Origin of the sequence: Nonomuraea sp. NPDC048881 (assembly GCF_040649795.1) — a bacterium.
Lineage (GTDB): Bacteria > Actinomycetota > Actinomycetes > Streptosporangiales > Streptosporangiaceae > Nonomuraea.
Genome location: NZ_JBEZGC010000003.1, coordinates 724,547 through 749,339 on the forward strand (window position 1 = coordinate 724,547; position 24,793 = coordinate 749,339).

The following is a 24,793-nucleotide window of genomic DNA, read 5'->3' on the forward strand; positions in this document are numbered from 1 at the left end:
AAGAGCGTGACATCGAACGGAGCTGACATGACACTGGAACGAACGGCGATCAACCCGGTCACCTGGTCGGTCGAGATGGGGTTCAACCAGGGCGAGCTGGTCTCCGGGCAGACCCGCACCCTGTACTGCTCGGGGCAGACCGCGACGGGCGACGACGGCACGCCCCGGCATGACGGCGACCTGGCGGCGCAGCTGGCGTTGAGCCTCGACAACCTGGAGGCCGTCCTGGGGAAGGCCGGCATGTCGTTGACGGACCTCGTCCGGCTCAACGTCTACACCACGGACGTGGATCTGCTCTTCCAGCACTACGGCGTGCTGGCAGCGAGGCTGGGTGCCGCCGGGGCGGCGCCGGCCACCACGATGCTCGGCGTGACGAGGCTGGCGATCCCCACCTTGATGGTCGAGCTGGAGGGCACCGCGGTCGCCTGACGCGCCCGCGCCGCGCTCCTCCGCCTCCCAGGCCCGCCCATACGAACTGACCAATAGAACCATTTCGGTCAGTTCGTTCGCTAGCATGCCCAGGGAAGCTCATGAAAGGAGTGCGCCATGACGAATGCGGGCAGGACGACCGGCCGGGCGCTGGTGGTCGGGCTGGGGATCGCCGGCATCGCCACCGCGTTGCGGCTGCGCCAGATCGGCTGGGAGCCGGTGGTGGTGGAACGGGCGCCTGCCCGCCGCTCCGGCGGCTACTTCATCATGCTGTTCGGCGCCGGCATCGCCTCGGCCGGGCGGTTGGGCGCGCTGGAGGCCATCGGCGACCGCAGCGGCCCCCATGTCACCAGCTACGAGGTGGACCGGGCGGGGCGCCGGCGTCCCGGGATGAACCCCTCCCTCCTCCCCGGCGGGCCCCGGCCGCTGCTGCGCGGCGACGTGGAGCGCGGCCTGTTCGCGGCGCTGCCGGACGACGTGGAGATCCGCTACTCCACCGTCCCCGCCCGCATCGCCCAGGACGACGCGGCGGCGGAGGTGACGCTGCACGACACCGCGTCCGGCGCCACCGTGACCGAGCGCTTCGACCTGGTGATCGGCACGGACGGCCTGCGCTCGACGGTGCGCCGGCTCGTCTTCGGCCCCGACGAGGAGTACCTGCACCCGATGGGCTACATGGTCGGCGCCACCGTGCTCGACGGCCCGGTCGACGGCTTCGGCCTGCACGAGGGGCTGGTCCTGGCCGAGCCCGGCCGCTCGGTGTGGGCCTTCCCGTTCGCCGACCACGCCCCGAGCCTGCTGTTCTCCTACCGAACCGCCGACGTCGACGCCCAGTTCCGCCGCCCGCCGGTCGCCTCCATCCGCGCCGCCTTCGGCCCCGAACCCACCGGCCCCCTGCTGGAGGGGCTGCTGACCCGCTACGAGCGGGCGCCCGACGCGCTGTTCGACTCCGTGCAGCAGGTCAGGATGCCGCGCTGGCGCCGTGGCCGGGTCGTCCTGGTCGGCGACGCCGCCTGGTGCGTCACCCTGTACGCGGGCATGGGCGCCTCCAGCGGCCTGGCCGGCGGCGAGCTGCTGGGCACCATGCTGCAACGCCACCCCGGCGACCTGCCGGGGGCGTTGCGGGCCTGGGAGGCGCGGATGCGGCCGTTCGTCCACCTGCAGCAGGAGAGCGCGCTGCCCGGACGGCGTGTCTTCACCCCGCACGACCGTAAGGAGCAGTTGCTGAGAGCTGGGATGATGCGCCTGATGCGGATGCCGGGCGTCGGCAGGGCCATGGGCAGGAGAATGCTCAACAACAAGGACATGCGGGCCAAGAACCTCGACGTCGCCGCCCTCTGACGCACAACCGAAGATCCTGCCCCACGACCCGGAGGACAGCGCAGTGAGCCGCCTGATCGAACACCACTCGCACAAGGCCGCCCGCATTCTGGACAGCGCGCGCGAGCTGGTGGCCGACCACGGCGTGCGGAAGGTCACCGTCAGCGAGATCGCCGCGGCGGCAGGGGTCGGCAAGGGCACCGTCTACCTGTACTGGCCCACCAAGGAGGACCTCGTCCTCGGCCTGTTCGCCCGGGAACTGCTGGCCTTCCTGGAGGCGGTCATCGCCCGCATCACCGCCGACCCCGCCGCCGTGCTGCCGCGCCACCTGGCTCCGCTGCTGGTCCGTACCGGGCTGAGCTCCCCGCTGGCCCGCCGCCTCGCCACCAAGGACGCCGACCTGGTGCGGCTGCTCACCGAGCAGACGGGCGACCGCGACCTGTTCGACCGCACCCGGCCCAGCGCGATGTGCCAGGCGGTCATGCCGGTCCTGCGCCGGCACGGGCTGCTCCGCCAGGACCGCCCGCTGGCTGACCAGTCCTACGCCATGCACGCCCTGCTCACCGGCTTCGGCACCGCCATGTCCGTCCCGGACTCCGCGCCGCCCAGCGCCGGCGACCCCGCGGACGTCCTCGCCGACTCCGTGGCCCTGCTGCTCGAACCGGCGGTCGTCCCCGCCGGCCAGGCCGTCACCGCGGCCGCCGACGACACCGCCGCCGCCTTCCGCGAGACGAGGAACGCCGTCCTGGACATCATCGACCGCACCCAGACCGCCGACAACGCCCCCGGCCGGCGGTAGCGGGCGCGGGGCGTCGCCGGGGTCGTTCAGCGGGCGGCGGGCCGGTAGGCGCCGTCGGCGATGCGGGTGCCCTGCTCGGTCAGCTCCAGGGCGGCCCGCTCGGCGTCGGTGAACACCGTCGACCCGCGGCCTGTGACAGCTGAACATGTGACGTGCGCCACATCGGCGCGGGCCGTCAGCCGGGAGTGGGCTGGGTGCGACGGGCGTAGGCGCGGGCGGCGCGGGCGCGGTCGCCGCACCGCGTGGAGCACCAGTGGCGGCGGCCGTGCCGCAGCAGGTAGCGGTTGCAGGGCGGAGATCCGCAGCCGGTGAGGCGGTCGGCGTCGGGGCCGGTGAGCAGGTCGGCCGTGTTGGCGGCCAAGGTGGCGAGGGCGCGGTCGAGGATCTCGTTGGTGGGGCACGGCGTCGCGCGGTAGGGGCCGTTCTTCTCGTCCCAGTACAGCAGGGCGGCGGTGGGGGCCTTGCTCAGCGCGTCGTTGACGGCGGACAGAGCCGTGGGCAGGACCGGCAGCCCCGCGACCCGCGCACTGAACAACGCCCTGACGTGCTCGCGCAGCGAGCGCAGCTGCGTCGCGCACATCTCCTGCACCCCGGCGTCGGCCGGCGCGAGGCCGCGTTCGGTGAGCCAGCGATTCGTCGCCGCAGGCGTGCCGAGCAGGTCGACGAACTGCCCGCCGGGCAGCGCGATGGCGCTGTTGACGAAGTCGAGGGCGAGGTAATCCGCCGCCCCCGGCGCGGGCGGCAGCACGGACTCGGCGGTCGGCGTCTCGCTCATGTGTCTCATGGTACGGCTTGCGCTCGTCCGTGAGACACCGTTACCGTCATCACGGATAAACCGCTCCCCATCCGTGAGGAATTCGCATGGCCCATTTCGGCGCGCCCATCGAGCAGATCCCCGTCCGCGTCCTGGGCGGTCCCACCGCCCTGTTCGAGTACGGCGGCCTGCGCTTCCTGACCGACCCGACCTTCGACGCCCCCGGCGACTACCACGTGCCGGGCGGCCGGCTGACCAAGACGGCTCCCCCGTCCGCCACGCCCGCCGACCTCGGCCGCATCGACGTGGTCCTGCTCTCCCACGACGAGCACCCCGACAACCTGGACCACGCGGGCCGCGCGCTGCTGGCCGACGTCCCGCTCACGCTCACCACGCCCGGGGGCGGGCAGCGGCTGGGCGGCACGGCCAGGGGCCTGGCCGACTGGGAGTCGATCGAGCTGGACCGCCGCGACGGCGGCACGATCACCGTCACCGGCGTGCCCGCCGTGCACGGCCCCGGCCCGCGCGAGGAGGTCGAACCGATCACCGGCCAGGTCGTCGGGTTCGTCCTGACCGGGGAGGGCCTGCCCACGGTCTACGTCAGCGGCGACAACGCCTCGCTGGACGCGGTCCGGCAGATCGCCGGCCGGTTCGGCCCGGTGGACACCGCCGTGCTCTTCGCCGGTGGGCCCCGGTTCTCCGTCCTGTTCGACGGGCGGCTGATCGTGCTCGACAGCGCGCAGGCCGTGGAGGCGGCCGGGATCCTCGGCGCCCGCCGGGTGGTGCCCGTGCACTACGACAGCTGGGCCCACTTCACCGAGGGCCGCGACGACCTGGTGGCCGCCTTCACCGCCGGCGGCCTGCTCGACCGCCTGGACCTGGGCGACCGAGCCTGACCCCGTCTGCGGGCCTGGGCCACGCCGTCGATGCAACCCCTCTTCGAAAGAGCTCTCTCGTGACGACCAACGTGCCCGTCCGGGCAGACGACGTCCCGCACGTCGAGGCGCAGCGCCGCTCCCTGATCGTCCTGGTCATCGCCCAGGTCCTCAGCGGCGTCGGGCTGGCGGCCGGCGTGACCGTCGGCGCCCTGCTCGCCCAGGACATGCTCGGCTCCACCGGCCTGGCCGGGCTGCCCAGCGCCGTGGGCACCGCCGGCTCCGCCCTGGCGGCCGTCGCCGTCGGGCGCCTCTCCCAGGCCCGCGGCCGCCGCCCCGGCCTCGCCCTGGGGTATCTCGCCGGCGCCGTCGGCAGCGGCGGCGTCATCGTCGCCGCCGTCGCCGGCCATCCCGGCCTGCTGTTCCTCTCCCTCTTCCTGTACGGTGCCGGCACCGCCACGAACCTCCAGGCCCGCTACGCCGGAGCCGACCTGGCCGCCCCCGCACGCCGGGCGGCCGCGGTGTCCACCGTGCTGGTCGCCACCACGTTGGGCGGCGTGGCAGGGCCCAACCTCGCCGCGCCCACCGGCAGCCTCGCGGCCGCCCTCGGCATCCCGTACCTGGCCGGGCCGTTCCTGCTCGCCGGTGTCGCCTACGCGCTGGCCGCCCTGGTCCTGGCCGTCTGGCTGCGTCCCGACCCGCTCCTGCTGGCCCGCGCACTCGAAGCCGACCTCACCGCCGCGCCGGTGGACGCCGCCGGCCGGCCGCGTCCGGACGCCGCGAGGCGCCGCCCCGGCGTGCCGGCCGGTGCGCTGGTCATGGTGCTCACCCAGGTCGTCATGGTCGCGATCATGACCATGACGCCGGTCCACATGCACGACAGCGGCTCCGGCGCCGCCGCGTCCGGCCTGGTCATCGCGATCCACATCGGCGCGATGTACCTGCCCTCGCCGCTGACCGGCCGGCTCGTGGACCGCCACGGCCCGCTCGCGGTCGCCGCCGCCTCCGGGCTGGTGCTGCTGGCCGCCGGAACGCTCGCCGCCGTCGCCCCCGACGACTCCGTCGCCGGGTACGCCGTGGCCCTCGCGCTGCTGGGGCTGGGCTGGAACCTCGGCCTCGTCTCCGGCACCGCGATCATCACCGACGCCGTCCCGCCGGCCACCCGGGCCAGGACGCAGGGCTGGGTCGACGTCTCCATCGCGATCGCCGGCGCCGCCGGCGGCATGGCCTCGGGCCTCGTCGTCGCCGTCGCCGGTTACCCGCTCCTCGCCGTCGGCGGCGGCGTTCTGGCGCTGGCCATCGTGCCGGTGGCCGTCAAGGCCGCGCGCGACCGATGATCGTTCAGGGACGTTCACCGGTGGGAGCGCCCGCCCATCGCGTCAGGGCGTCGGTGAGGCCGGAGACGTCGGTGGCGGAACCGGCCCAGCAGACGTAGCCGTCGGGCCTTACCAGGACGGCGTCCGCCCCGAGCTCCGCCTGCGCGTGCACCCGGCCGATCCTGGCCGACCACGGCCCGGCGGCCCGCGCGAACGCCGCCTCGTCGGCGGTCGTCACCAGCAGGCCGCGGCCGTCGCGCAGCAGCCGCGCCACCCGGTCGGGCCCGGACGACGTCACCAGGTCGAGGTCGGGGACGCGGCGTCCCAGCAGGTGATGGCGGCGGCCGGGCAGGTCGTAGCGGACGTCCAGCCCTGAGATCATGCCGGCGACGATCCGGTTGGCCTCGGGCACCCGTACGAGTTGCTCGACGATGTCGCGCAGGGCCAGGTTCTCCTCCTCGGGCACGATCAGCACCGCCTGCGCCCGGGTGTTGGCCAGCACGCGCGCGGCGACCGGATGCCGTTCGGAGTGGTAGCTGTCGAGCAGCCCCTCGTGTGCCCATCCGCCGATCTCGGCCGCCAGTTTCCAGCCCAGGTTGAACGCGTCCTGCAGCCCGAGGTTGAGCCCCTGCCCGCCCATGGGCGAGTGGATGTGCGCGGCGTCACCGGCGAGCAGGACCCGGCCGTGCCGGTACCGTTCGACCTGCCGCGAGGCGTCGGTGAACCGGGACGCCCACCGGACGCCCGTCAGCCGGACCCCCGGCCCGAACTCGTTGTGCAGCGCCCGCTGCACCTCCTCCTCGGTGATCGGGGTGTCGCGGGACAGCGCCTGCTGCTCGGCCCCGTAGAACAGGAACCGGTGCACGCCATCGCCGATGGGCGCGATGTAGCCCTTGCCGGTCTTGTCGGGCGTCATGACGGGCAGCGTCCAGGTCTCCGGCACGGCGCCGTCCGGGTCGGCGATCGTGATGTCGGCGACCACCGAGAGCAGCCTGCCGTCCAGGCCGGGAAAGCCGACGCCCAGCAGCTCGCGGACGGTGCTGCGGCCGCCGTCGCAGCCCACCAGGTAACGCGCGGCGACCCGCGACCCGCCGCCCGCGGGCCCGAGCAGGGTCGCCTCGACCCCGTCGGCGTCCTGCGACAGCGCGGTCACCTCGTGCCCGCGCAGGACCTGGACGCCCAGCTCGCCGAGCCGCTCCTCCAGCAACGCCTCGACGCGCCCTTGGGGGATGCCGATCGAGTACGGATGCCGGGTGTCCCAGGCGGTGTAGTCCAGTCGGAGCCCGGCGAAATGCCCGCCGGGCACCCGCTGGATCGCCCGGTCCATGAGGGGTTCGAGGAGACCGCGTGACTCCAGCGCCTCCGCGGAGCGGGGCTGGATGCCGAGCGCCTTGGACTGCCCGCTGCGCCGGGGAAGCCGTTCGACGACCACGGCCGCCACCCCTGCGAGGCCCAGCTCGGCGGCGAGCATGAGCCCGGTCGGCCCGGCTCCGACGACGATCACATCGACGTTCATCACGGATGCTCCGTTCGACAGGGATCGGCGATGAGGCCGCCGACCGCTGCGCCGACGCTAACGGCGAGGGTGCCGGTTCCCGCAACGATAGTCACCGCGCCGATGACCGAGATTTACACCTTCTGCGACGATCTATAATTTCGACTGATATCGAATTAAGGAGCCGTGTCATGGCCGCCCCCGACAGTGTCGTATGACCGGGACCCCGCAGCTGGCCGACGTCGTGGTCATCGGTGCCGGCCAGGCCGGACTGGGAGTCGGATACCACCTGCGCCGAGCCGGCGCCGACTTCGTCATCCTGGACGCCCAGGAGGCCCCCGGCGGCGCGTGGCGGCACGTCTGGCCGTCGCTGCGCCTGTTCACCCTCGCCCGGCACAGCTCGCTGCCCGGCCGCATGATGCCGACTCCTCCCGGCGACGGCTACCCGGACGCCCCCCACGTCGTCTCCTACTTCACCGACTACGAGCGGCGTTACCGGCTGCCGATCGTCCGGCCCGCCGCGGTGCGAGCCGTGCGGCGGGCCGACGACCGCCTCGCCGTGGAGAGCGCCGCCGGGCTCTGGCACGCCCGCATCGTCGTCAGCGCCACGGGTACCTGGTGGCGGCCGTACGTGCCGTACTATCCCGGCATCCGCGACTTCCGCGGCGGGCAGTTGCACACCGCCGGCTACCGCGGCCCCGAGCCCTTCCGCGGCCGCCGGGTGCTGGTCGTCGGCGGCGGCAACTCCGCCGCGCAGATCCTCGCCGACCTGTCGCGGGTCACCGAGGTCGCCTGGGCGACGTCGCGCCCGCCCCGGCTGATGCCCGACGAGCTGGACGGCCGCGCCGTGTTCGCCCTGACCGCCCGCCGCTACCGGGCCGTCCTGGCCGGGCGGGACCCCGGTGACATCCCCGACCTGGGCGACATCATCGCCGTCCCGCCCGTGCGCGAGGCCCGTGACCGGGGTGTGCTCAAGGCCGAGCCCATGTTCAGCCGGATCACCCCCGACGGGGTGACGTGGTCCGACGGCAGCGCGGCGGCCTTCGACGCCATCGTGTGGGGCACCGGTTTCCGTCCCGCTCTCCGCCACCTGGCCCCGCTGCGGCTGCGCGGCCCCGGCGGCGTGATCGCCGCCGAGGGCACCCGCGTCCTGGCCGAGCCCCGCCTGCACCTGCACGGCTACGGCGACTGGACCGGCCCCGCCTCCGACACCCTCATCGGCGCCGGCCACAACGCCCGCCACCTGGCCGCCGAGATCGTCACCCAGCTGCGCTCCGGGCCGCCGCGCCGGCGTCCCGCGTAGTCTCATCGGCCCAGCATGCCCGGCGCCGACTCCACCGCACGAAGCAGGCAGCCGATCTAGGCGCGGTTCAGGCCGGCTTCCAGGTGTGCCAGCGCTGTGTCGATCTCAGCCGGGCCGTCCAGGCCGGGATCGTGGGCCCACTGCATCCAGACCATGGCCACGATCCCGAAGACCGCGCCGACCGCGTCGCGTACGCGCGGGTCGTCAGGAGCGCAGCCGGACTTGTCCGCCACGAGCCGGCGGACCTCCGCGATCAGGCCGGGACTCCTGCGCACGTTGGCGGCCAGCAGTTCGGGCACGGTGACCGCGAACACCTCCCGGGCGCGCCCGGCGGCGATCTCCTCCGGCGACAGGGACGCGAAGGCGGCGCGGAAGGCACCCCGTAGCAGGGGGACGGGGGCGTTCGGCGGCTGAGCGGCCAACGCCTCGGTGAGAGGCGGGAAGCGGTCGAGGACGACCAGATGCTCCTTGGTCGGGAAGTAGCGGAAGAAGGTGGCCGGAGAGACTTCGGCGGCCTCGGCGATCATTTCGGTGGTGGTGGCGTGGTAGCCCCGCTCACGAAAGAGCCTGAACGCCTCGCGCAGGATCGTCTCCCGTGTCCTGGCCTTCTTGCGTTCGCGCAGCCCGCTCTCTCCCATGCGGGACACTCTATCGAAGCAATAATGAGAGATCACTATCAAGCGATAGTGTACTCTCAAAAAGTTCGATCGGGGGAACACGCCCCAGGACCGCACGCATGGAGGCTCTTCACCATGGGCGACGACATCACCGGCCTGCACCACGTGGGCCACATCGTGCACGACATGACCCAGGCCATGAACACCTACCGCCGACTCGGTTTCACCGTTGCCGCACCCACCTACCCCATGCTGCCGCGGGTCGCCGGAGGAGCCGCCGAGCCGTTCGGCGTGGCCAACGCGCACGTGCAGTTCCCGCGCAACTTCATCGAACTGGTGGCCGTGATCGACGACGCCGGCCACCTGCCCGGCGAGGCCCGGCCGATCCCGCTGCGGGTGCCCGACGACAGGCTGCCCGGACTTCTGGCCGCCGTCGGCGCCACCACCGCCAACATCGCATCGTTCCTGCAGCGGTTCCAGGGCCTGCACATCATGATCGCCGACACGCCGGACATCGACGTCATCGCCGCGGGACTGACCGCGGCCGGCGTCGACCATGCCGGCGTGCACGCCGTGCAGCGCCCCGTCGAGACCCGTACCGGCACCACGATGGAACCGGTCCGATACCTGGAGATCTCCGCACCCGGCCTGCCCGCCGGGCGCGTGCCGGAAGGCAGGATCGGATTCGCCGAGAACGCGCCGGCCCGACCGCGCGGCATCCAGCCGCACGCCGTCCACCCCAACGGCGCCACCGGGCTGGTCGAATGTGTGCTGTGCGTCGCCGACGAGGCGCTCCCCGAGCTGATGCGGCGTTATGCCACCTACTTCGGGCAGGCGTGCGACGGTCGGCCGCACGTCTTCGACGGGGCGGACGTCACCGTCGTCACCGCCTCGACGCTCGGCGACCTGCTGCCTGGTGAGCAGCCCGCGGCCCTGCCCGCGTTCGTCGCCTGCACGGTGTCGGTGCGGGACATCACCGCCACGCGACAGCACCTGCGCGACAACGACGTGCCGGTACGCGTGACCGGTCGCCAGGAGATCTTCGTGCCCGCCGAGGCCGCGTCGGGCACCGCGATCATCTTCCGCCAGGAAGAGTGAGCCCGCTGTCCGGACAGCTGCTAGGCTGCCGTTCGTTCGGTACTGGATCTGTGTGGAAGGGAGGTGAGGTTCGATGACCGCGGTGAAGACCGCTGCCCCGTGCAGCGCCCGGACCGACCTCACGTCCCGGGCCCCGGTCTGACCCACTTCCTCTCCCTGCCATGAATCAGGCGGGGTGACGTCCACGTCTCGTCGGGGCCCCTTCTCCGCAAGGGTCTCACGTTGTCACACACGTACACCGATCCATCCGGCCTGTCCCGGTACGGGTGGACCGGCACACTCGACCGAACCTTCACCGAACACTACGAAGCGGGCCTCGTCCCGGCCCGGATCTCCCGGGTCGACCGCGGCCTGTGCACGGCGGTCACCGCCGAGGGCCCGACGCGGGCCACGTTCGCCGCGCCGCACCCGCCCGACCCGCTCCTGACGCCGTGCACCGGCGACTGGGCCGCGCTGCGCCCCGGCGCCGAGCCGCATCTGGTGGCGCTGCTGCCGCGGCACAGCGCGATCGTGCGTTCGTCGGCGTCCAGGTCCTCCCATGGACAGGTGCTCGCCGCCAACGTCGACACGGTGCTCATCGCCCTGTCCCTGGCCACGCCCCTGGACGCGGCCAAGCTGGAACGGCTGCTCGCCCTGGCCTGGGAGAGCGGGGCGCAGCCGGTGATCGTCCTGACCAAGGCGGACCTGGCCCACGACGCCGGGGCCGTCCACGACGAGGTCGAGGCGCTGGCGCCCGGCGTGGACGTCCTCGTCACCAGCATCGCCACCGGTCGCGACATCGACGTGCTGGCCACGCTGGTGCGCGGCACCACCGTGCTGCTCGGCCCCTCGGGCGCGGGCAAGTCCAGCCTCGGCAACGCGCTGCTCGGCGCGGACCTGCTGGCCACCGGCACGGTGCGGGCGCAGGACGGCAAGGGCCGCCACACCACCGTCCGCCGCGAACTGCTGCCCCTGCCGGGCGGCGGGGTCCTCATCGACACGCCCGGCCTGCGCGGGATCAGCCTGCACGACGCCGCCGACGGCCTGGAGCAGGTCTTCGCCGAGATCGAAGAGCTCGCCGAGTTCTGCCGTTTCGCCGACTGCGCCCACGACACCGAGCCGGGATGCGCGGTCCAGGCCGCCATCCAGTCGGGTGAGCTGTCCGGACGCCGCCTGCGCAGCTACCGGAAGCTGCAACGGGAGAACGCCTGGGCGGCCTCGCGGACCGACGCCCGGCTGCGCGACGAGCGCGTCAACCACAAGAAGGCCATCACCGGTCACCTGCGCGCCACCTACAGGTTCCGGGACCGGCAGTCATGACCGGCCGCATCCGCCGCCCGTCCGTTCCGTCCGCCACGAACACCGGCCAGGTCCCGCATCCGCAGAAGGACAAGGAGACGAACCCGATCATGACCTCTTCCTGGATCACCCGTCCCGAGAACGCCGCCGACGCCGCCGCCGTCCGCGAGATCAACCTCTCGGCCTTCCCCGGCCCGCACGAGGCCGACCTCGTCGAGGCGCTGCGGGCCGACCCGCAGGCGTGGCTGCCCGGCCTGGCCTGGCTGGCCGAGGCTCCCGGCGGCGAGCTCGCCGGATACGCGCTGCTCACTCGCTGCCACGTCGGCGACTCCCCCGCCGTCGCCTTGGGCCCGTGCGCCGTCCGGCCCGGACGCCAGCGACAGGGGGCGGGTTCCGCCGCCATCCGCGCCGCCCTGCGCGCGGCCCGTGAGCAGGGCGAGAACCTGGTGGTCGTGCTCGGTCACGCCGAGTACTATCCGCGGTTCGGCTTCACCCCGGCCTCCGGGTTCGGCATCCGGCCGCCGTTCGAGGTCGAGGACAAGTACATGATGGCGCTCGCCCTCGACCCCGAGCGGCCGGTCCCGAACGGCGTCATCCGCTACGCGGCGGCGTTCGGCGTCTGATCCCCCGCTTCTCGCACGCGGCGTACGGCCCCCAGCACGACTGGGGGCCGTACGGCCGAGCAGGCCGGAAATTCTCTTCGCCACGGATGTCGAGACCGGCGCCGCCGCTCCGACTCCGCTGTGACCGGCTCCCAGCAGGGGAGCCGCCGACGGCAAGGAGTCGACATGGGGACGCTGGAGAACAAGAACGCCCTGGTGACCGGCGGGTCGCGGGGAATCGGGCGGGCGATCGTGGTGCGGCTGGCCCGCGAGGGCGCGGCGGTGCTGTTCACCTACCACCGCGACCAGGCGGCGGCCGAGGCGGTGGTGGCCGAGGTGACGGCCTTCGGCGGGCGGGCGATCGCCGTACGGGCGGACCAGGGGCGCCTGGAAGACCTCAAGCACCTCTTCGGCGAGGTCGACCGGTGCCTGGGCGGTCTGGACGTGGTCGTCAACAACGCGGCGATCAACCCGATGGGAGACATCCGCGACGCCGTCGAGAGCGACTTCGACGAGGTGATGGCGGTCAACACCAAGGGCCCGTTCTTCGTCATGCAGGCCGCCGCGGAAAGGCTCGGTGACGGCGGACGGATCGTCAACATCACCTCCAGCGGCGCGGCGGCGGGCCTGGCCCTGTACTTCGCCAGCAAGGCGGCACTGGAGTCGATCACCGCGGTCGCGGCCCGTGAGTTCGGCCCCAGGGGCATCACGGTCAACAGCGTCTCCCCCGGCGCCACCGACACGGACATGATGCGTGCCGCCGCCGGTGAGCACCTGGAGCAGGCCATCGAGCACACCGTGGCCCTGACGCCGCTGCAACGGCTGGGACGTCCGGAGGACATCGCCAACGTCGTCGCCTTCCTGGCCGGGCCCGACGCCCAATGGATCACCGGCCAGAACCTGCGCGTCTCCGGCGGTCTGGTGATCTGACCGGCGGCGGCGAGCCGTCCTGCCGGGGCGTCGCGTCAAGCAGTGGGTTCCAGGGACTCGTCGAACGGTTCCAGAGGGCGGGCGCCGAGCACGCACCCGGCCGGCACGTACGGCAGGCACGCCTGCACACCGGCGACCTCCTCCTCGCCGATCGACCAGTCCATGGCGGCCGGGCCCGCGCCCAGCAGGACCGCCTCCATGAAGTCGTTCCAGCGTCCGTACGAGCTGAGCAGGACCAGGTCGTCCGGCACGTCCAGGTCCAGGACGACGTAACGGGCGTACTCCTCCTCGGTCTGCGGGCAGAGCAGGGACTCGGCCGTCACGGCCACCGTGGCGTCACGGGTGTCCGGGCCGGGCCACGCCCACACCGGCGGACGGCCCCGGCAGTCGAGGCCCCGCCTGGCCATCTCCCCCACCATCGCCTCGTACACCGGCCGGTACGACGGGATCGACAGGCGGGCCCAGTCGCCGGCCAGTTCGCCGCCGGCCTCCAGCGTGGCCAGGACCGCCCGGTGCTGCACCGTCCACAAACGCATCCGACGATTGTGGCAGGACCGGCCGCCGCGACCGGGTGTATCGCGGGCGTATCGAAAAACGCATACCTCACGGCAACAGCCGTCCCCCTTGACTGGGGGTCATGGAAAGGGAGAAGGCTTCGGCCGATGACGGGAGATGGGACCGGCGTTCGTTGTTCCGGGGGGCCGCCGTGCTGGCCGGCGCCGCCGCGACGGCGCCGCTGCTGGACGGGGCGGCCACGGCGCTGGCCGACGGCGGCGACGCCGACGCGCTGTTCAAGGCCGGGAAGTTCGAGCAGGCCGGCCGCGCGTACGAGGAGATCCTGAAGAAGGACCCCGGGAACCTGCACGCGGCCCGCCGGCGCGGCCATGTCGGGCTGCTGTCCAACCGGTTCCCCGAAGCCGAGAAATACCTCAAGACGGCCGTCCGCCTGGCGCCCGGCGACAAGGAGGCCAACGAGCTCCTGGGCGACTGCTACATCCGGCAGGACAAGTTCGCCCTCTCCGTTCCGTGCTGGAAGGCGGCAGGCGCGGAGGACTACGCCAAATGGTTCGCGGCGATCAGCGGGGAGGCGTACCAGATCAAGGGTGACGTCGGCCGGGTGCGGTTCCTGCAGATGGACCCGCGGCCGCTGGTGGAGGCCTCGGTCAACGGCGGACCGGCGAAGCGCTTCACGTTCTACACCGGCGCCCCGAACCTGAGCCTGACCGCGTCGGCGGCCAAGGAGGCGGGGCTGAAGGCCGTCGTCAGCCAGAAGACCGACTTCGAGGGCACGCCCATCTGGGTGCACTACGGGGTGCTGGACTCCTTCAGGCTGGGCGGCATCGAACTGCGCAACGTCCCCGTCGGCTGGTCGTCGACGGAGTCGGGCGCCGACGTCGGCAGCGACGGCGACGGCCTGATCGGCACGTGGGTCTTCTACCACCTGCTGACCACGTTCGACTACGCGGGCCGGCACCTCATCCTGCGCCGCCGCACCCCCGAGACGGCCAGGGAGGCACGCGCCGCCGCCGCGCGGGCGGGCGCCGAGCCGCTGCCGATGTGGCTGTCCCGTGACCACGACGTGCACAGCGTGGGCAGCATCGCGGGGTCCGGCCCGCGGGTGGTGGGCGTGAACCTCGGCGGGGTCGGCGAGATCGCCGCGGGCATGCCGGGAGAGGTGGCCAGACGTCTGGGGGTCCGGGTCGACCTCGACCGCCCGATCGAGACGTTCGCCCACAGCCACCCGACCGTCACCCACCCCTGCTATCCGGAGGAGCTCCGGCTCGGCGACGCCGTCGCCCAGCGGGTCTACTGCGAGGCGGACCCGAACATGCCGGTCAACGTGCCCTGGCCCTACGGGTCGGGCTTCGACGGGATCGGCCACTTCGCCCACTGCTTCTTCAAGCCCTACAACCTCACCCTCGACTTCACCGACATGAAGCTCTACATCGCCCGCGGCGAGGCCGCCTGATCACCCCGGCAGCAGCCGGTCGCGGCGGCGGGTCAGCGAGGCGGTCTCGGCGGTGTTGCCGGCCAGGTCGATGGCCCTGTCGTAGGCGGCGCGCGCCTCCTGACCGCGGCCCAGCCGGCGCAGCAGGTCGGCGCGGGTGGCGTGGTAGGCGTGGTACCCGGCCAGCCTGTCCCCGAGACGGTCGACGGCCGCCAGCGCCACCTCGGGCCCGTCGAGCTCGGCGACCGCGACGGCCCGGTTGAGCGCGACGATCGGCGAGGGGTCCAGGCGGACGAGCTGGTCGTACAGGGCGAGGACCTGCGACCAGTCGGTGTCGCGCATGTCGCGGGCGGAGGTGTGCACGGCGTTGATCGCCGCGAGGATCTGGTAGCGGCCCGGCGCCACCCCGGCGGCGGCCGCGGCCAGGCGCTCGCGCACCAGCCGGTGGCCCTCGGCGATCAGCGCCGCGTCCCAGGCCCCGCGGTCCTGCTCGTCGAGCGCGACCAGCTCGCCGCCGGCCGAGACCCGGGCGGGGCGGCGGGCCTCGATGAGCAGCATCAGCGCCAGCAGCCCGGTCACCTCGCCGTCGTCCGGCAGGAGGGCGCGGATCAGGCGGGTGAGCCGGATCGCCTCGGCGGTCAGCTCGTGCCGTACGGGATCGGTGCCGGAGCCGGTGGCCAGGTAGCCCTCGTTGAAGACCAGGAACAGCACGGCGAGCACGCCGGAGACGCGCGCCGGGAGATCCTCGGCGGACGGCACCCGGTAGGGGATGCGCGCCGCCTTGATCTTGGCCTTCGCGCGGGTGATCCGCTGCCCCACGGCGCTCTCCTGGGCCAGGAAGGCGCGGGCGATCTCGGGCATGGTCAGGCCGGCGACCAGGCGCAGCGTCAGCGCCACGCGGGTCTCCATCGCCAGCGCCGGATGACAGCAGGTGAAGATCAGCCGGAGCCGGTCGTCGTCGATGGCGCCGGCAGGCTCGGGTGGGGCGTCGTGGGACATCTGAGCCTTCCTGTGCTTGTCGTCGCGCTTGCTCTCGCGCCGGATCCGGTCGATGGCCTTGCGGTTGGCGGTGGTGGTCAGCCAGGCGCCCGGGTTGGGCGGCACGCCGTCGGCCGGCCACCGCTCGACGGCGGTCGCGAACGCCTCGGCGGCCGCCTCCTCGGCGATGTCGAGGTCACCGAAGCGCCTGGTCAGGGCGGCGACCACCCGGGCCCACTCCTCGTGGTGGGCCCCGGCGACCGCCTCGCGGACGTCGGTCACAGGAACGCTCGCACCTCGACCTTGCGGTTGCAGTGCTTCGACCCGTCCGCGGCGAGCCGGAGCGCCACGTCGAGGTCGGGGGCCTCGATGATCCAGAAGCCGGCGAGGTACTCCTTGGACTCCAGAAAGGGCCCGTCGGTGACCATCGCCTCCGCGCCCCGGTTGTCGATGACGGTGGCCGTGGCGGGCGCGGCGAGGCCGCCGGCGAAGACCCAGTGGCCCTGGGTCCGGAGGCGCTCGTTGAACACGTCGATCGCCGCGTGCTCCTCCGGGGTGGCCGAATTGGTCCTGTCGTCGATCACTGAGATCAGGTATCGCATGTGCAGATCGTCTCCTATGAGGTCAAGGCGGCGGGCGGCATTCAGGTCGCCTGTGGCGCCGCCCCTTGCGGGCGGCCTCACCCCTGCTGCGAACGACGCCGCCGCCGGATCTCTTGTACGTACTTTTACCTGGAACGCCGAGGGGCGGACGCCCGATCATCTGGTGTGCTCCTCAGCAACCGTGCCGTCTTCGCCAGCTCCGACCTCGACGAGGTCCGCGGCGAGGTCGCCAAGGTGTTCTGCCCGCACCGGCTGGACCTGGCCGGGGACGCGGACCTGCTGTCGGCCCGGTTCAACTCCGTGCAGCTCGGCTCGGTCCGCGTCAGCTACCTCGACTACGGGGCCGACGTGCACATCGAGCCGGGCGACCTCGACACGTTCTTCCTGGTCATGATCCCGCTCGCCGGACGCAGCCTGATCCGCGCCGGCGACGAGGAGGTCGTCTCCTCCCCGTCCCTGGCCTCGCTGCCCTCGCCGACCCGCCACCTCGACATGCGCTGGGCCGCCGGCTGCCCGCAGTTGCTGGTCAAGTTCGAGCGCACGGCGATCGAACACGCGCTGGAGCAGATGCTCGGCGAGCCGCTCGACGGCCCGGTCGTCTTCGACCTCGGCATGGACCTGACGACCGGCTGGACCCGCTCCTGGCGCGACATGGCCGACCTGCTGGTCAGGGAGGCCGAGCGGGACGACGGGCTGGCCGGCCACCCGCTGGCCGTCGCCCATCTGGAGAACGCCCTGATCACCCTGCTGCTGACCATGCAGCCCTCCAACTACCTGGACCGGCTGACCGCCCCCAGGCCGCCCGCGCTGCCGAAGGTGGTGCGCCGGGCGATGGAGTTCATCGAAGGGCACGCCCACCTGCCGCTGAGCACCACGGACATCGCCGGCGCCGTCGCGGTGAGCAGCCGCTCCCTGCAGGAGGGTTTCCGCGCGCATCTCGGGCTGTCCCCGATGGCACACCTCAGGCAGGTGCGGCTGACGCGCGTGCACGACGAGCTCAGGACGGCCGACCCGGCCAGGGCCACGGTGACCACGGTGGCCGCCCGATGGGGATTCCTGCACCAGGGACGATTCGCCGCCCAGTACCGCGAGAGGTACGGGCAGCAGCCGTCGGAGACGTTGCGCAGAGGTCCCGCGTCAGGCGGATGAGATCCGCGCTCAGCGGATGGCACGGGCGCACGCGCCGCCCGTACCGTTCTTGGCAGGCGCCGATCTGATCCTCCACACCACACCAGAAGGACACCACCATGCGCGACATCCTCATCGTCGGCGCCGGCCAGGCCGGTCTCCACCTGGCCATCGGCCTGCTCCAGCACGGCTACGACGTGACCGTGGTCTCCAACCGCACCCCCGAGTCCATCCGCGACGGCCGGGTGATGTCCGGTCAGGCCATGTTCGGCACCGCGCAGGCCCACGAGCGCGAGCTCGGCCTCGACTGGTGGGCCGACGTCTGCCCGCCCATCGAGGGCATCGCGCTCACGGTCCCGAGCCCGGAGGGCGGCAAGGCCCTCGACTGGGCGGCGCGGCTGGCCGTCCCCGCCCGCTCGGTCGACCAGCGGCTGAAGATGCCGGCGTGGCTGGGCGAGTTCGAGCGGCTCGGCGGCAAGCTCGTCCTGCACGACGCCACCCCCGACGACCTGGAGAGCTACGCGGCCCGGTACGACCTGGTCCTGGTCGCCGCGGGCAAGGGCCAGATCGCCTCGCTCTTCGAACGCGACCCCGTCCGCTCCCCCTACGCCACCCCGCAGCGCGCGCTGGCCGTCACCTACGTCAACGGCCTCGCCCCGCGTCCCGGTCACTCGGCGGTCTGCTTCAACCTGCTGCCCGGCGTGGGCGAGTACTTCGCCTTCCCCGCGCTCACGCACACCGGCCCCTGCGAGATCATGGTGTTCGAGGGCGTCCCGGACGGCCCCATGGACTGCTGGGGCGACGTCCGCGGCCCCGCCGAGCACCTGGCCCGCAGCCGCCGGATCCTGGAGACCTTCTTCCCGTGGGAGGCCGAGCGCTGCGCCGGCATCGAGCTCACCGACGCCAACGCGGTGCTGACCGGCCGCTTCGCCCCCACCGTCCGGCGTCCGGTGGCCGAGCTGCCCTCCGGCGCGCCGGTGCTCGGCGTCGCCGACGTCGTGGTGCTCAACGACCCGATCACCGGGCAGGGCAGCAACAACGCCGCCAAGTGCGCCGCCACCTACCTGCGGGCCATCGTGGAACGCGGCGACCGGCCGTTCGACGCCGAGTGGATGCGGCAGACCTTCGACCGGTTCTGGACGCAGGCCCAGCACGTCACGAACTGGACCAACGCCCTGCTCGCGCCGGCCGAGCCGCACCACCTGGCGCTGCTGGGCGCGGCCGGTCAGCGCCCGGAGATCGCCTCCCGCTTCGTCAACGGCTTCGACGACCCGGCCGACTACGCCGAGTGGTTCATGGACGCCGGCCGTGCCGAGACCTATCTGGGCAGGGTGACGGCATGAGATCGCTCCGTGACGCCTTCGGGCAGTTCGCGACCGGGGTGGCGGTGATCACGACGGTGACCGCCGACGGGGAGCGGGCCGGCGTGACCGTCAACTCCCTCACCTCGGTCTCACTCGATCCGGCGCTGCTGCTGTGGTGCCTGTCGAACCGGGCGCCCAGCGCGCCGCTCTTCCTGCGGGCCGGGCGGTTCGCCGTCAACGTCCTGGCCGCCGACCAGGGCCACCTGTCCAGCCGCTTCGCCACCCCCTCGGCCGACAAGTTCGCCGGGGTGGAGCTGCTCGGCACGCCGCTGCCGATCCTCGCCGGGACGCTGGCCAGCTTCGTCTGCCGCACCGAGCGCGTCCACGACGGCGGCGACCACCACATCCTCGTCGGAGCGGTGGAACGCTTCCAGCGGGCCGGGGGCGAGCCGCTGGTCTTCCACTCCGGCCGGTACCGGGAGTTCTGGCCCGAGATGAGCGCCGGCGAAGGCCGGGTGGCCAGCCACGCGTGACGGCCGCCGGGGGGCGTCAGTCCTGCGCGGGCGCCGCGGCCACGGCCGGCCGGCCGGACCGGTCCTCCACCCGGAGGACCGGCACGCCCGGCAGGCCGCCCGCTAAGGGCGCGAGCCGTGCCAGGAGTTCCACAACCCCCGATAGACCCCGCCGGCCGCGACCAGCTCGTCGTGCGCGCCGACCTCCACGACGCGGCCGCCCTCCATCACCACCACCCGATCCGCGTCCCGCGCCGTGTGCAGCCGGTGCGCGATCGCGATCACCGTGCGCCCGTCCAGCACCGCCGCCAGCGACCGTTCGGCGCGCCGGGCCGTACGCGGGTCGAGCATGGCGGTGGCCTCGTCGAGGATGACGGTGTGCGGGTCGGCCAGGATGACCCGGGCCAGGGCGAGCTGCTGCACCCGGTCGGGGCCGAGTTCGCCGCCGGAGGAATGCGGGCCGAGCTCGTCGTCCAGCGAGGCCACCCAGTCGGCGCCGACCGCCGCGAGGGCCTTCTCCATCCGGTTGTCGTCGGCCGTGGGGTCGGCCAGCCGGAGGTTGTCGCGGACGGTGCCGAGGAACAGGTGCTGCTCCTGAGTGACCAGCACGACGTGCTTGCGCAGCTGGGCGGGAGACAGGTCGGCGACCGGGACCGAGCCGACGGTGACCGTGCCGAGGCGGGGCCGGTCGATGCCGGCCAGCAGCTTGCCGAGCGTGGACTTGCCGGCTCCCGAGGGGCCGACGACGGCCAGGCGCTCGCCGGGCCGCACGGTCAGGTCCACGCCGGTGACGACGTCGCCGGTCGATTCGTAGGCGAAGTGCACGCCGGCCGCCACGATGTGGTCGTCCCGGGGTTCGGGGGCGGCCACGCCGGTCTGCGCCGCCGGGAGCCGGAGCCCTTCGATCCGGGCGAAGGCGGCGCCGCTGCTCTGCAGCTGTTCCATCCACATGAGGACGGTCTCGATGGGCTGCTGGAGCTGGCGCAGGTAGAGCACGCACGAGACGACGGCGCCGAGGGTGACCTGGCCGCCGTCCAGCAGCATGCCGCCGAGCAGCAGGACCAGCACCGGCGGGAGGAGGGCGGAGACCTCCACCGACGGCCAGAGGACGCCGCGCAGGAAGAGGGTGCGCAGCTGGGCCACCCGGCCGCGCTCGATCACCCGCTCGGCGGCGCGGGTGCGCCGGTCCTGCAGGCCGAGGGCTTCGATCGTGCGGGCGCCGGCGGCGCCCGCGGCCAGGTGTTCGGCCAGTTCCGAGCGGGCGGCCCCCTCCTCCAGGTAGGCGTCGCGGGCGCGGCGCAGGTACCAGCGGGAGGCGGCCGCGACGCCGGCGAGCGCGACCAGGCCGCAGGCTCCCAGCAGCGGGTCGACCAGGAAGACGGCCGCGACGAGGAAGAGCGCCTGCAGGGAGGAGATCAGCACGGCCGGGGCGGCGTTGCGCAGGGTGTACCCGACCACGCTGACATCCGTGGTGCCGCGGGCGGTCAGGTCTCCGGTGCGGACGTGCTCGACGGTGGCGGCGGGCAGGGCGAGCACGCGGTCGAGGAACTCCTGGCGGATGTGCTCCTGGACCCGTTCGCTGAAGCGGGCGCCGGTCCGCTCGGCGTATCGGGACAGGACGAGCTGCAGCAGCGCCCCACCCACGGCGACCGCGGCGAGCAGGTCGATCGCCCCGCCGGCGGAGATGGTGTCGATGATGCGGCCCAGCAGCCACGGGCTGACCAGGGCCGCGGCCGCCGCCAGGCCGTTGAGGAGCAGGGTGGCGGTGAACCCCGGGACGTCACGGCGGATCAGGCGCAGGGCCGCCTGCCGTACGCGCCTGCGGTCGGCGACGGGGAGGTCGCGGGTCACGACACCACCGTCCGGTACGCGTCGCTGGAGTCCAGCAGGTCACGGTGGGTGCCGGTGGCGGCCACCCGGCCGTCCTCGATCAGGAGGACTTCGTCGGCCTGGGCGAGCAGCAGCGGCGACGTGGTGGCGACGACCGTCGTGCGGCCGGCGCGCGCCGCACGAAGGCGCTGGGCGAGCAGGGATTCGGTGTGCGCGTCCAGCGCGGAGGTCGGGTCCACCGCGAGCAGCAGCTCGGGATCGGCCACCAGCGCCCTGGCCAGGCGCACCCGCTGGCGCTGGCCGCCCGACAGGTTGCGGCCGCCCGGCTCGATCACGGAGTCCAGGCCGTGGCGCAGCCCGGCGACCACGTCCTGGGCGGCGGCGACGCCGACCGCGCGACGGATGGTCTCGTCGTCGGCCTCGCCCCGGCCCTGCAGGACCTCGCGCAGCGTACCGGTGAACAGCGCGGCGTCGTGGTCGGCGATCAACGACGTGCCGTCGAACCCGCCGAGGCTCTCCAGCAGCGCCACGCTCTCCTCTGGACGGGCGCTGACCAGCCCCACGAAGCTGCCCGGCGTGATCTGCGGTTCGGTGGAGCGGGGCCGGTCGCCGGGCCGCAGCGCGAGGAAGCGGGTGACCCGCCGGGCGGAGACCAGGCCGTGGCTGATCTGGAAGCTGCCCTCGATGAAGAAGGACACCGGGACCACCAGCATGGCGATGTATCCGTACACGCCGACCAGCTCGCCCACCGTGATCGCGCCTTCCGCGGCCAGCCTGGCGCCCAGCCAGGTCACCGCGGCCAGGAACAGCGCCGGCAGCCCGACGCCCAGCGCGCCGATCCAGCTCGTCAGCGACGCCACCCGGTACCCCTGCTCGCGCAGGCGCGCCGAGTCGGCGAGGTGACGCTCGGCGTAGGCGCCCTTGCCGCCGAACGCGTTGAGCACCCGCAGCCCCTCGATCAGGTCCACCAGCCGGGCGGTCAGCCTGCCCTGGCTCTCGCGGTAGCCGTTCTGCACCTTCATCAACCGCCCGAGCAGCGGCCCGAGCACGATCCCCAGCACCGGCACGCCGAGCAGCACCACCACGGCCAGCACCACGGAGACCTGCAGCAGCAGCGCCGCCACCACCCCGTAGCTGATCACCGCGCCCACCCCGGGGCCGGTCACCGTCAGCGCGGCGGCGATCGTGATGACGTCGCCGATGCCGATCGTCACGACCTCGCCTGCCGAGGTGCGCCTGTTCAGGTCCGCGCCGAGCGTGTTGATCTGCTCCACCAGGGCGCGCACCGTGCGGAAGTTGGCGTCCATCCGGATCTTGGTCATCGTACGGTGCCGCATCATCGCCAGCCAGGCGTTGACCAGGCCGGCGCCGAGCAGCGCCAGCACCCAGCCGGGCGCCAGGTCGTCGTCGATCGCCCTCGACAGCAGGTACGGCGGGAGCGTGAGGCCCACCGTCCACAGGGTGCCAAGGGTCGCGCCTAAAGCGACCCGGCCCTTCTGCGCCCACGCCAACCAGCACAAATACCGAGCAGCCGCCTTCATGGCGATCACGGTAGACCATGGCCGTACCGGCCGGCCGGCGGGGTTCCTCCGTGGCGGCCCGCGGTCGCTTCGGGGCCGAGGACGCCTTGGTTCAGCCCCGTGTGACGTCGAAGGGCGGCAGGTCGGCCAGGTCCAGCACGGCTGCGGGCGGGAAGTCCGGCCACGAGTTCGGCGGGTCCTGGTTGAGGTTGCGCAGATGCCTGTCGATGAAGCGCTGGGTGTTGCGCAGCACCCCGACCGTGGTGGCGGCGTCGATGACGCCGCCCCGCAGCGCGTCGGCCAGCTCGTCGAGGTCCAGGACCTCGTAGCGGTGGCCGGCCGGGGGCACGACGATGTCCACGTAGAGGTCGCGGACCGTCAGCCGTTTCGGACTCGCCTCCTCCACCTCGACCAGGTCGATGTACCACCCGCCTTCGAGTGCGTCCACGAAGGTGACCGGCCTCCGGATCTGCACCCCTTCGTCGGCGATCACGAAGCAGCGATCGGTCGTGGGACGGCCGGGAACCCGCCAAGGGGCAAGGATCTCGACGTCGTAGGCCACGATGTTGTCGCCGGTTCGGACGCCGGAGCACCATTGCCCGGTGCGGTGGTGGACACGTACCTGTTCAAGAGTCACGAATCGCAGTATGACCGCGCCGGGATGGCCGGGCGGTGAACGACGGGTGCAGCGCCCCCTTCACCACCAGCCAGCGTTTCCACCCGGTCAGGCGTTCCCAGTCGCGTCTCCAGGTGCCGTCGTTCGAGGGGGCGCCCATCAGCATGAACGGCCGCGCCAGTCCGCCGTCGGGGATCGGGAGGAACAGGCTGCCGTCCATGTTGATCCCCGCGCGTACCCGGGCGTCCTGCAGCATGGTCTCCGGGACGGCGGCGCCGCCGATGGACTGGCCCGCCATCGCGATCCGGGCCGGATCGATCAGGGCGCCGCCCTTCCACGCGGGCCGCGACCCGGTCAGCCGGTCGAGCACGAAGCGCGTGTCGATCGCCCGGCTTCTGATCACCCTCTGGCCGAAGTCGTCGTCGTCGACGTTCGCGCAGGCGGCGCAGGTGGCGATCCGCCCGTCAGGGAAGGTGGTGGCGAAGTTCTCGTAGGTGTGGTCGATGCCGGCCACCGCGTACCCCCTGCTCGCCAGGTCCTCGGCCAGACCCGTGAGGGAACTGCGCGGCCAGGTGAAGCCGGGCGACAGCACCACGAGCGGCAGGCCGCGCCGGCGTCCCGAGGGCTCGGCGTCTTCGAGGGCGTTCGTACGGGTGCGGCTCAGCCCGTCCGGCGGAATGTTCTCCAGTTCCTTGATCCCCGATCCCTTCAGGAGCAGCTCCGACTCCTTGGGGGTGACGTACGGCGCCCGCCGTCCGGCCTGCGCCGCCGTCGGGTACCACAGGGAGACCATGAGCTCCCTCGCCCTGGCCGCGGGGACCCACGGGTCGGGACGGGAGGCGTCGGTCAGGTGCAGGGACGTCGTGCCGACCCGGTGCGGGCCGGTCGGCTTCGGGAGATACGGCTTGCGGGGCCCAGCGGGTGCCGCACCCATTCCGGATGGGCGTCGCCGACCTCGATGCTGTTCTCGTCGAGGGCGTTGGCGACGTGGAAGCGTCCCGTGCCGAAGGCGAACTCCACCGCGAGGGTGCCGGCCGCCACGTCGGGACGTGAAGGCCGCCACTCGAGCAGGGCAACCTCGCGCAGTTCCCGGCCGACGAACGACTCCAGCCGTTCGTCGGCGCTGGACCACGCCGGAGTGAGCTCGTCCTCCTCCCAGCCGGTGACAGGGGCCGTCGTGTCGATGGCGTTCCAGCCGATCGACAGCTCATCGAACTTCCAGTGGCAGAGCTCCACCTGGACGCCGTCGAAGTCCAGGACGACGGGGCAGTCGGCATACCAGTCCCCGTCCTCGACGAAACGTACGAGCGCGAAGCCACTCAGCCGCCGACCGGCAAGCGCGGCCAGGCGCGGCCCGTGGTGCTCGCGGACGGCTTCGAGTCCGACGAGAAAGGTCGGCTCGAAGCCGGAGATGCCCATCACGACAGGCGATTGTCCCGGTTCACCGCGAGACCGGCCACTCGATATCCACCGCGGAGCCGTTACGACGTGACGCCGAGGGCAGGCCGGGGAAGGCGTCGCCCGTTGTCGCCGTTCGGC

25 protein-coding genes are annotated in these 24,793 nt (G+C 73.0%); 14 read left to right on the plus strand and 11 right to left on the minus strand.

Going from position 1 to position 24,793, the window contains the following annotated elements; translation table 11 throughout:
* Positions 1-33: 33 nt before the first annotated feature.
* The 3 genes from AB0C33_RS14290 (at position 34) to AB0C33_RS14300 (ending at position 2,548) form a co-directional block, all read left to right on the plus strand.
* Entirely contained in the window at positions 34-429 is a 396-nt protein-coding gene (locus AB0C33_RS14290; RefSeq protein WP_352362696.1) for a RidA family protein, read from the plus strand.
* Between the two features lie 117 nt (positions 430-546).
* Positions 547-1,770 (plus strand): FAD-dependent monooxygenase, encoded by a 1,224-nt coding sequence (locus AB0C33_RS14295; RefSeq protein WP_358287172.1) that lies wholly within the window; start codon positions 547-549, stop codon positions 1,768-1,770.
* A 43-nt stretch (positions 1,771-1,813) separates the two neighbouring features.
* On the plus strand, positions 1,814-2,548 hold the full coding sequence (locus tag AB0C33_RS14300; protein WP_358287174.1) for a helix-turn-helix domain-containing protein: 735 nt from the start codon (positions 1,814-1,816) through the stop codon (positions 2,546-2,548).
* 175 nt (positions 2,549-2,723) lie between these two features.
* On the opposite strand, the gene AB0C33_RS14305 is transcribed toward AB0C33_RS14300, so the two are convergent.
* Positions 2,724-3,323, minus strand: coding sequence for an ABATE domain-containing protein (locus AB0C33_RS14305; RefSeq protein ID WP_358287176.1), 600 nt, complete (start codon positions 3,321-3,323; stop codon positions 2,724-2,726).
* An 86-nt stretch (positions 3,324-3,409) separates the two neighbouring features.
* Between AB0C33_RS14305 and AB0C33_RS14310 the strand changes: the two genes are divergently transcribed.
* Both AB0C33_RS14310 and AB0C33_RS14315 read left to right on the plus strand, forming a co-directional pair.
* Positions 3,410-4,198 (plus strand): MBL fold metallo-hydrolase, encoded by a 789-nt coding sequence (locus AB0C33_RS14310; protein ID WP_358287178.1) that lies wholly within the window; start codon positions 3,410-3,412, stop codon positions 4,196-4,198.
* Positions 4,199-4,257: 59 nt separating this feature from the next.
* Positions 4,258-5,514, plus strand: coding sequence for an MFS transporter (locus tag AB0C33_RS14315; RefSeq protein ID WP_358287180.1), 1,257 nt, complete (start codon positions 4,258-4,260; stop codon positions 5,512-5,514).
* A gap of 4 nt (positions 5,515-5,518) precedes the next feature.
* Here the strand turns inward: AB0C33_RS14315 and AB0C33_RS14320 are convergent, their stop codons facing one another.
* Positions 5,519-7,009: an FAD-dependent monooxygenase gene (locus AB0C33_RS14320; RefSeq protein WP_358287182.1), complete on the minus strand. Its 1,491-nt coding sequence runs from the start codon at positions 7,007-7,009 to the stop codon at positions 5,519-5,521.
* A gap of 193 nt (positions 7,010-7,202) precedes the next feature.
* Here AB0C33_RS14320 and AB0C33_RS14325 point away from each other — a divergent pair, with 193 nt between their 5' ends.
* Positions 7,203-8,291 (plus strand): ArsO family NAD(P)H-dependent flavin-containing monooxygenase, encoded by a 1,089-nt coding sequence (locus AB0C33_RS14325; RefSeq protein WP_358287183.1) that lies wholly within the window; start codon positions 7,203-7,205, stop codon positions 8,289-8,291.
* A 56-nt stretch (positions 8,292-8,347) separates the two neighbouring features.
* Here AB0C33_RS14325 and AB0C33_RS14330 read toward each other — a convergent pair whose 3' ends face one another.
* Complete coding sequence (locus AB0C33_RS14330) at positions 8,348-8,929, minus strand: TetR family transcriptional regulator (RefSeq protein ID WP_358287185.1); 582 nt, start codon at positions 8,927-8,929, stop codon at positions 8,348-8,350.
* A gap of 114 nt (positions 8,930-9,043) precedes the next feature.
* On the opposite strand from AB0C33_RS14330, the gene AB0C33_RS14335 reads away from it, so the two are divergent.
* From AB0C33_RS14335 to AB0C33_RS14350, 4 genes are all read left to right on the plus strand, one after another.
* A complete protein-coding gene (locus AB0C33_RS14335; protein WP_358287187.1) occupies positions 9,044-10,006 on the plus strand; it encodes a VOC family protein in 963 nt (320 codons plus the stop codon).
* A 222-nt stretch (positions 10,007-10,228) separates the two neighbouring features.
* On the plus strand, positions 10,229-11,305 hold the full coding sequence (rsgA, locus tag AB0C33_RS14340) for a ribosome small subunit-dependent GTPase A (RefSeq protein WP_358287189.1): 1,077 nt from the start codon (positions 10,229-10,231) through the stop codon (positions 11,303-11,305).
* Between the two features lie 89 nt (positions 11,306-11,394).
* Entirely contained in the window at positions 11,395-11,907 is a 513-nt protein-coding gene (locus AB0C33_RS14345) for an N-acetyltransferase (RefSeq protein ID WP_358287577.1), read from the plus strand.
* A gap of 165 nt (positions 11,908-12,072) precedes the next feature.
* Positions 12,073-12,816, plus strand: coding sequence for an SDR family oxidoreductase (locus AB0C33_RS14350; protein ID WP_358287191.1), 744 nt, complete (start codon positions 12,073-12,075; stop codon positions 12,814-12,816).
* A gap of 35 nt (positions 12,817-12,851) precedes the next feature.
* Here the strand turns inward: AB0C33_RS14350 and AB0C33_RS14355 are convergent, their stop codons facing one another.
* Positions 12,852-13,352, minus strand: a complete 501-nt coding sequence (locus tag AB0C33_RS14355) for a hypothetical protein (RefSeq protein WP_358287193.1) — start codon at positions 13,350-13,352, stop codon at positions 12,852-12,854.
* 101 nt (positions 13,353-13,453) lie between these two features.
* Here AB0C33_RS14355 and AB0C33_RS14360 point away from each other — a divergent pair, with 101 nt between their 5' ends.
* Entirely contained in the window at positions 13,454-14,785 is a 1,332-nt protein-coding gene (locus AB0C33_RS14360; protein ID WP_358287195.1) for a tetratricopeptide repeat protein, read from the plus strand.
* On the opposite strand, the gene AB0C33_RS14365 is transcribed toward AB0C33_RS14360, so the two are convergent.
* Together AB0C33_RS14365 and AB0C33_RS14370 are read right to left on the minus strand one after the other, a co-directional pair.
* Positions 14,786-16,024 (minus strand): DUF6596 domain-containing protein, encoded by a 1,239-nt coding sequence (locus tag AB0C33_RS14365; RefSeq protein WP_358287196.1) that lies wholly within the window; start codon positions 16,022-16,024, stop codon positions 14,786-14,788.
* Positions 16,021-16,344: a YciI family protein gene (locus AB0C33_RS14370; protein WP_358287198.1), complete on the minus strand. Its 324-nt coding sequence runs from the start codon at positions 16,342-16,344 to the stop codon at positions 16,021-16,023. The genes AB0C33_RS14365 and AB0C33_RS14370 overlap by 4 nt, the downstream gene beginning before the upstream one ends.
* A gap of 165 nt (positions 16,345-16,509) precedes the next feature.
* On the opposite strand from AB0C33_RS14370, the gene AB0C33_RS14375 reads away from it, so the two are divergent.
* The 3 genes from AB0C33_RS14375 (at position 16,510) to AB0C33_RS14385 (ending at position 19,309) form a co-directional block, all read left to right on the plus strand.
* Complete coding sequence (locus AB0C33_RS14375; RefSeq protein WP_358287200.1) at positions 16,510-17,493, plus strand: AraC family transcriptional regulator; 984 nt, start codon at positions 16,510-16,512, stop codon at positions 17,491-17,493.
* A 98-nt stretch (positions 17,494-17,591) separates the two neighbouring features.
* On the plus strand, positions 17,592-18,815 hold the full coding sequence (locus AB0C33_RS14380; protein ID WP_358287202.1) for a styrene monooxygenase/indole monooxygenase family protein: 1,224 nt from the start codon (positions 17,592-17,594) through the stop codon (positions 18,813-18,815).
* A complete protein-coding gene (locus tag AB0C33_RS14385; RefSeq protein WP_358287204.1) occupies positions 18,812-19,309 on the plus strand; it encodes a flavin reductase family protein in 498 nt (165 codons plus the stop codon). The genes AB0C33_RS14380 and AB0C33_RS14385 overlap by 4 nt, the downstream gene beginning before the upstream one ends.
* A gap of 102 nt (positions 19,310-19,411) precedes the next feature.
* Here AB0C33_RS14385 and AB0C33_RS14390 read toward each other — a convergent pair whose 3' ends face one another.
* The 5 genes from AB0C33_RS14390 to AB0C33_RS14410 all read right to left on the minus strand — a co-directional run bounded on the left by AB0C33_RS14390 (position 19,412) and on the right by AB0C33_RS14410 (position 24,676).
* Positions 19,412-21,139 (minus strand): ABC transporter ATP-binding protein, encoded by a 1,728-nt coding sequence (locus tag AB0C33_RS14390; protein ID WP_358287206.1) that lies wholly within the window; start codon positions 21,137-21,139, stop codon positions 19,412-19,414.
* A complete protein-coding gene (locus AB0C33_RS14395; protein WP_358287207.1) occupies positions 21,136-22,569 on the minus strand; it encodes an ABC transporter ATP-binding protein in 1,434 nt (477 codons plus the stop codon). Before AB0C33_RS14395 ends, AB0C33_RS14390 begins: the two co-directional genes overlap by 4 nt.
* A 181-nt stretch (positions 22,570-22,750) precedes the next feature.
* Positions 22,751-23,275: a DUF402 domain-containing protein gene (locus AB0C33_RS14400; protein ID WP_358287209.1), complete on the minus strand. Its 525-nt coding sequence runs from the start codon at positions 23,273-23,275 to the stop codon at positions 22,751-22,753.
* Positions 23,265-24,188, minus strand: a complete 924-nt coding sequence (locus AB0C33_RS14405; protein WP_358287211.1) for an alpha/beta hydrolase — start codon at positions 24,186-24,188, stop codon at positions 23,265-23,267. The genes AB0C33_RS14400 and AB0C33_RS14405 overlap by 11 nt, the downstream gene beginning before the upstream one ends.
* Positions 24,101-24,676, minus strand: coding sequence for a hypothetical protein (locus AB0C33_RS14410; RefSeq protein WP_358287213.1), 576 nt, complete (start codon positions 24,674-24,676; stop codon positions 24,101-24,103). Before AB0C33_RS14410 ends, AB0C33_RS14405 begins: the two co-directional genes overlap by 88 nt.
* Positions 24,677-24,793: the final 117 nt, after the last annotated feature.

Coding starts and splice junctions, on each gene's coding strand:
- AB0C33_RS14295 (WP_358287172.1), top strand. CDS start 547: ATGACGAATGCGGGCAGGACGACCGGCCGGGCGCTGGTGGTCGGGCTG.
- AB0C33_RS14305 (WP_358287176.1), bottom strand. CDS start 3,323: ATGAGCGAGACGCCGACCGCCGAGTCCGTGCTGCCGCCCGCGCCGGGG.
- AB0C33_RS14310 (WP_358287178.1), top strand. CDS start 3,410: ATGGCCCATTTCGGCGCGCCCATCGAGCAGATCCCCGTCCGCGTCCTG.
- AB0C33_RS14320 (WP_358287182.1), bottom strand. CDS start 7,009: ATGAACGTCGATGTGATCGTCGTCGGAGCCGGGCCGACCGGGCTCATG.
- AB0C33_RS14325 (WP_358287183.1), top strand. CDS start 7,203: ATGACCGGGACCCCGCAGCTGGCCGACGTCGTGGTCATCGGTGCCGGC.
- AB0C33_RS14330 (WP_358287185.1), bottom strand. CDS start 8,929: ATGGGAGAGAGCGGGCTGCGCGAACGCAAGAAGGCCAGGACACGGGAG.
- AB0C33_RS14335 (WP_358287187.1), top strand. CDS start 9,044: ATGGGCGACGACATCACCGGCCTGCACCACGTGGGCCACATCGTGCAC.
- AB0C33_RS14345 (WP_358287577.1), top strand. CDS start 11,395: ATGACCTCTTCCTGGATCACCCGTCCCGAGAACGCCGCCGACGCCGCC.
- AB0C33_RS14350 (WP_358287191.1), top strand. CDS start 12,073: ATGGGGACGCTGGAGAACAAGAACGCCCTGGTGACCGGCGGGTCGCGG.
- AB0C33_RS14355 (WP_358287193.1), bottom strand. CDS start 13,352: ATGCGTTTGTGGACGGTGCAGCACCGGGCGGTCCTGGCCACGCTGGAG.
- AB0C33_RS14360 (WP_358287195.1), top strand. CDS start 13,454: ATGGAAAGGGAGAAGGCTTCGGCCGATGACGGGAGATGGGACCGGCGT.
- AB0C33_RS14370 (WP_358287198.1), bottom strand. CDS start 16,344: ATGCGATACCTGATCTCAGTGATCGACGACAGGACCAATTCGGCCACC.
- AB0C33_RS14380 (WP_358287202.1), top strand. CDS start 17,592: ATGCGCGACATCCTCATCGTCGGCGCCGGCCAGGCCGGTCTCCACCTG.
- AB0C33_RS14385 (WP_358287204.1), top strand. CDS start 18,812: ATGAGATCGCTCCGTGACGCCTTCGGGCAGTTCGCGACCGGGGTGGCG.
- AB0C33_RS14405 (WP_358287211.1), bottom strand. CDS start 24,188: ATGGGTGCGGCACCCGCTGGGCCCCGCAAGCCGTATCTCCCGAAGCCG.